At 73.0% G+C, this 4929-nt stretch carries 4 protein-coding genes; 2 read left to right on the top strand and 2 right to left on the bottom strand.

The features are described from left to right. Positions 1 to 95 precede the first annotated feature (95 nt). On the bottom strand, positions 96 to 1049 hold the full coding sequence (locus ACFXGX_RS00695; RefSeq protein ID WP_384783349.1) for an ROK family protein: 954 nt from the start codon (positions 1047 to 1049) through the stop codon (positions 96 to 98). A gap of 236 nt (positions 1050 to 1285) precedes the next feature. Here ACFXGX_RS00695 and ACFXGX_RS00690 point away from each other — a divergent pair, with 236 nt between their 5' ends. Next, positions 1286 to 2368 (top strand): LacI family DNA-binding transcriptional regulator, encoded by a 1083-nt coding sequence (locus ACFXGX_RS00690; RefSeq protein WP_384783165.1) that lies wholly within the window; start codon positions 1286 to 1288, stop codon positions 2366 to 2368. 15 nt (positions 2369 to 2383) lie between these two features. Here ACFXGX_RS00690 and ACFXGX_RS00685 read toward each other — a convergent pair whose 3' ends face one another. After that, positions 2384 to 3688: a DUF6986 family protein gene (locus ACFXGX_RS00685; protein ID WP_384783162.1), complete on the bottom strand. Its 1305-nt coding sequence runs from the start codon at positions 3686 to 3688 to the stop codon at positions 2384 to 2386. Positions 3689 to 3906: 218 nt separating this feature from the next. Here ACFXGX_RS00685 and ACFXGX_RS00680 point away from each other — a divergent pair, with 218 nt between their 5' ends. Beyond that, on the top strand, positions 3907 to 4806 hold the full coding sequence (locus tag ACFXGX_RS00680; protein ID WP_384783159.1) for an endonuclease/exonuclease/phosphatase family protein: 900 nt from the start codon (positions 3907 to 3909) through the stop codon (positions 4804 to 4806). The last annotated feature ends 123 nt before the right edge of the window (positions 4807 to 4929 follow it).

Raw genomic sequence — 4929 nt, 5'->3', positions numbered from 1 at the left:
GCGGCGGGGTGCGCCCGGGGTCACACCCCGGCCCCGCCCGGCGCCCGGGGGGCGCGTGCCTCGCCCGCCCCCCGGGGACCGGACCGACAACAGGATCAGACGCGTGCCGTAGCCGTCCGCGACCGGCGGGTGAGTGCCGCCGCGGCCGCGCCGACCAGCCCGGCGTCGGTGCCCATCAGGGCGGGCGTCACGGTCAGGCGCCGTACGAAGGAAAGCGTCGCGTAGTCGGCCAGGGCCCGGCGCAGCGGTGCGAAGAGCACGTCGCCGGCCTTGCCCACTCCCCCGCCGATCACGGCGATGTCGATCTCGACCAGGGTCGCGGTCGCCGCGATGCCCGCCGCGAGAGCCTGCGCGGCCCGCTCGAAGGAGGCCACGGCGACCGGGTCACCGGCGCGGGCCGCTTCGGCGACCGCAGCGGCCGAGGTGTCGCCGTCGGGGCCGGGCCGCCAGCCCGCCTCCAGCGCGCGGCGGGCGATGTTCGGGCCGCTGGCGATGCGCTCGACACAGCCCCGGGAGCCGCAGGGGCAGAGATCGCCGTCCAGGTCGACGCTGATGTGCCCGATGTGGCCCGCGTTCCCGGTGGGGCCCGCGTGGAGCTGCCCGTTCAGGACGAGTCCGCCGCCCACGCCGGTGGACACCACCATGCACAGCGCGTTGTCGTGGCCACGGGCGGCGCCCTGCCAGTGTTCGGCCGCGGTGATCGCCACGCCGTCGCCGATCAGCTCGACGGGCAGTCCGCCCGCGGCCTCGGTGGCCCGCTCGACCAGCGGGTAGCCCCGCCAGCCGGGAACGTTGACGGGGCTCACCGTGCCGGCGGAGGCGTCCACGGGGCCCGCGCTGCCGATGCCCAGGGCTCCGGCGCCGCTCCACAGCGGGGAGACCGCCAGCTCACCGATGACGTCCTCGACGGCGCGCATCACGGTGTCGCCGTCCTCCTGGGCGGGCGTCGGGCGCTGCGCGCGCAGAACGATCCGGCCGTGGCCGTCCACCAGCGCTCCGGCGATCTTGGTGCCGCCGATGTCGAGCGCGGCCACGAGGTCGGTGTGCATCAGTTTCAGGTCTCCCATGGGTGTCGTGACGGGCCCGCCGCGCCGCGGGTCCGGGTCTCCGGCCGGAAACGGTTCGGGATCGGGCCCCGTCGTAGGCCGCGCGGAGTGCGCCGACGGACCCCGGGGACCGTGCGCCCTGGGGAAGACGCAGGCCGGAGATTGCGGTGGACAGTGTCTCCCGCATCTGACAACGTTGTCCAGGCTCTATGCTCGACGCCACATCCTCATACAACCCCATGGACCTACGCATCCCCGTGGACGACAGGACAGGACAGCACATCGTGGCCGAGACCGCCCGCCGATCCGAGAACCGCTACGGAAACCGTCCGACGATGAAGGACGTAGCGGCGCGTGCGGGAGTCGGTCTGAAGACGGTCTCCCGCGTGGTCAACAGTGAGCCCGGGGTCACCCCGGACACGGAGCGGCGCGTCCAGGAGGCCATCGAGGCGCTGGGCTTCCGCCGCAACGACAGCGCCCGGGTGCTGCGCAAGGGCCGCACGGCGAGCATCGGGCTGGTGCTGGAGGACCTCGCGGACCCGTTCTACGGGCCGCTGAGCCGCGCGGTCGAGGAGGTGGCGCGGGCCCACGGAGCCCTGCTGATCAACGGGTCCAGCGCGGAGGACCCCGACCGCGAGCAGGAACTGGTCCTCGCGCTGTGCGCGCGCCGGGTGGACGGGCTGGTCGTGATCCCGGCCGGCGACGACCACCGCTATCTGGAGCCGGAGATAAAGGCGGGCGTCGCCACGGTCTTCGTGGACCGCCCGGCGGGGCGGATCGACGCCGACGTCGTCCTGTCGGACAGTTTCGGCGGCGCCCGGGACGGTGTCGCCCACCTGATCGCCCACGGCCACCGCCGGATCGGCTTCATCGGCGACATGCCGCGCATCCACACCGCGGCCGAGCGGCTGCGCGGCTACCGGGCCGCGATGGAGGACGCGGGGATACCGGTCGAGGACGGCTGGATGTCCCTCGGCGTCACCGACCCGCAGCGGGTGCGCAAGGCGGCCGAGGACATGCTGTCGGGCCCCTCCCCGGTCACCGCGGTCTTCGCGGGCAACAACCGTGTCACCGTGACCGTCGTCCGTGTCATCGCCGAGCGCGGCCGCCCGGTCGCCCTCGTCGGCTTCGACGACATCGAGCTCGCCGACCTTCTGGAGCCCGGCGTCACCGTCGTCGCCCAGGACGCGGCGGCCCTGGGCCGCACAGCCGCCGAACGCCTCTTCCGCCAGCTCGACGGCAACCTCATCGCCCCGGAACGCATCGAACTCCCGACCCGCCTGATCACCCGCGGCTCGGGCGAACTGCCTCCGGCGCGCTGAGCGACGGCCTCGCCGTCACCGCCCCGACGCGGTGAGATTCCCCCGTCGCGGCCCCGCGAAGCTCTCCAGTTCGGGGCGGGTCAAGCCCGATTCGCGCGCGATCTCCGGGAGGTCCAGGGCGCCGCAGTCCAGGCCTCTCAGGAGGTAGCCGCTGAGGGCCTTGGCCGTGGCGGGTTCGTCCAGGACGTCACCGGGGGCGTGGCCGGCGTAGCGGGAGAGGCGGGCGGCGGCCTGCCGGAAGCCTTCGCGGTAGAAGGCGAAGACGGCCGCGTAGCGGGTCGGGATGTGGGCGGGGTGCATGTCCCAGCCCTGGTAGTAAGCGCGGGCCAGGGCGCGGCGGGTGAGGCCGTAGTGCAGGCGCCAGGCGTCGTGGACCTTCTCGGTGGGGCCGACGGGCAGGACGTTGGTGGAGCCGTCCGAGAGGCGTACGCCGGTGCCGGCGGCCGCGACCTGCATGATCGCCTTGGCGTGGTCGGCGGCGGGGTGGTCGCTCGACTGGTGGGCGGCGGAGACGCCGAGGCAGGCGCTGTAGTCGAAGGTGCCGTAGTGCAGTCCGGTGGCGCGGCCCTCGGCGGCCTGGATCATGCGGGCGACGGTGGCGGTGCCGTCCGTGGCGAGGATGGCCTGGCTGGTCTCGATCTGGATCTCGAAGCCGATCCTGCCGGGTTCCAGGCCGCGGGCCTTCTCGAACTCCTCCAGAAGCCTGGCCATCGCGGTGACCTGCCGCGCGTACGTCACCTTGGGCAGGGTGAGGACGAGCCCGCCGGGCAGGCCACCCGCCTCCATCAGGCCCGTCAGGAAGATGTCGAGGGTGCGGATGCCCCGGTCGCGGACCGAGGCCTCCATGCATTTCATGCGGATGCCCATGTACGGGGCCGCGGTGCCGTTCCCGTACGCCTCGGCGACGATCCGGGCCGCACGGGCCGCCGTCGCGTCCTCCTCGGCGTCCGGGCGGGTGCCGTAGCCGTCCTCGAAGTCGACGCGCAGGTCTTCGACGGGTTCGCGTTCCAGCTTGGCCCGGACGCGGTCGTACACGGGTCCGGCGAGTTCGTCGGCGAGGCCGAGGACGGCGGCGAAGGACGCGGCGTCGGGGGCGTGTTCGTCGAGGGCGGCGAGGGCACGGTCACCCCAGGAGCGGACGGTGTCGGCGGCGAACGCGTCTCCGGGGACGTACACGGTATGGACGGGCTGGCGGGTGCCGGGATCTCCTGGATAGAGGCGTTCCAGTTCGGCGTCGACGGGGGCGAGGGAGGCACCGACCGCTTCGGTGACGGCGCCCGAGAGGCTCGTCGTCACCGTCTCCTGCTGACCCTCACCCATCCGACAGCCTCCTGCTTTTCGCGGTACGGAATCAACAATCTGTTGAATGAAGCTATCCGGCGGACTTCCCACGGGTCAACACCCCCGTGGACCGCGAGACACGCCATGGCCCCGCCGCGTTCACTTCCGCCCCGGTCGACCGGGGCAGACTTTCCCGGTTCCCTCTTCCCCTCCGGTGGTGCGCGTCCCCCTCCCGACTCGCGAGCGAAGGAGCACACGTGCCCGACTCCAGGAGAGTGGCCCGACGCACCGGGCTGAGAAACGCGGTGGCCGCCGCGGTCGCCCTGCCCCTGCTCACCACGGCGCGGGCCTCCGCCACCCGGCGTCCCCGCCCCCGCCCCCGTCTCGACGTCATGACCTACAACCTGCGCTTCGCGAGCGGTGTCGAGCCCAACAGCTGGGCGGTGCGCCGTCCGGTGATGCGGGAGCTCCTGCGCCGCGCCTCGCCCCACGTCATCGGTACCCAGGAAGGCCTCTACCAGCAACTCCTCGACATCGAGGCCGACCTCGCGCCGCACTACGAGTGGATCGGCACCGGCAGGGAGGGCGGGAGCGGCGACGAGTCCGTGGCGATCTACTACGACACCCGGCGGCTGGCCCCGCTGGAGCACGACACGTTCTGGCTCTCCGACACCCCCCGGGTGATCGCCTCGAACACCTGGGGCGCCGCGCTCCCCCGCATCGCCACCTGGGTGCGTTTCCGCGATCTGCGGGACGGCGGGCGGCAGTTCCATGTTCTCAACACCCATCTGGACCACGCGAGCCAGTACGCGCGCGTACGGGCCGCCGCGCTCGTCGCCGAACGGATCGCGCGGTTCGATCCGTCCCTGCCGTGCCTGGTCACCGGCGACTTCAACGCGCCGGCGCACCGGAACGAGGTGTACGACATCCTGCTGGGCGCCGGACTCACCGACACCTGGGACACGGCCACCTCGCGGAGCGGGCTCTACGCGACCTTCCACGGCTACGCCCCACTGACGCCCGACGGCGACCGCATCGACTGGATCCTGGCCGGTCCCGGCACCGAGGTGGCCCGGGCGTCGATCGACACCTTCTCGCTGCACGGCCAGTTCCCGAGCGATCATCTGCCCGTACGGGCCTCGCTGACCCTGGGATGACGAAGGCCCCCGCGACCGGTGCGCTGGCGGGGGGCCTAGAGCCCGCAGCCGGAGGAACCCCAGGTGGGCTTGTTTAACCCGGGGGTGGTGGGCTCCAACTCGAAGAAATGGACCGCCACACCA

It is taken from the genome of Streptomyces sp. NPDC059371 (genome assembly GCF_042751995.1).
In the GTDB taxonomy this organism is placed as follows: Bacteria; Actinomycetota; Actinomycetes; order Streptomycetales; family Streptomycetaceae; genus Streptomyces.
The sequence above is the reverse complement of the archived record's forward strand: the minus strand, read 5'-3'. Positions and strand labels throughout refer to the sequence as shown.

What these genes read in the sequence shown, in the direction of transcription:
- ACFXGX_RS00695 (WP_384783349.1), bottom strand. Translation starts at nt 1,049, where the DNA reads ATGCACACCGACCTCGTGGCCGCGCTCGACATCGGCGGCACCAAGATC.
- ACFXGX_RS00690 (WP_384783165.1), top strand. Translation starts at nt 1,286, where the DNA reads ATGGACCTACGCATCCCCGTGGACGACAGGACAGGACAGCACATCGTG.
- ACFXGX_RS00685 (WP_384783162.1), bottom strand. Translation starts at nt 3,688, where the DNA reads ATGGGTGAGGGTCAGCAGGAGACGGTGACGACGAGCCTCTCGGGCGCC.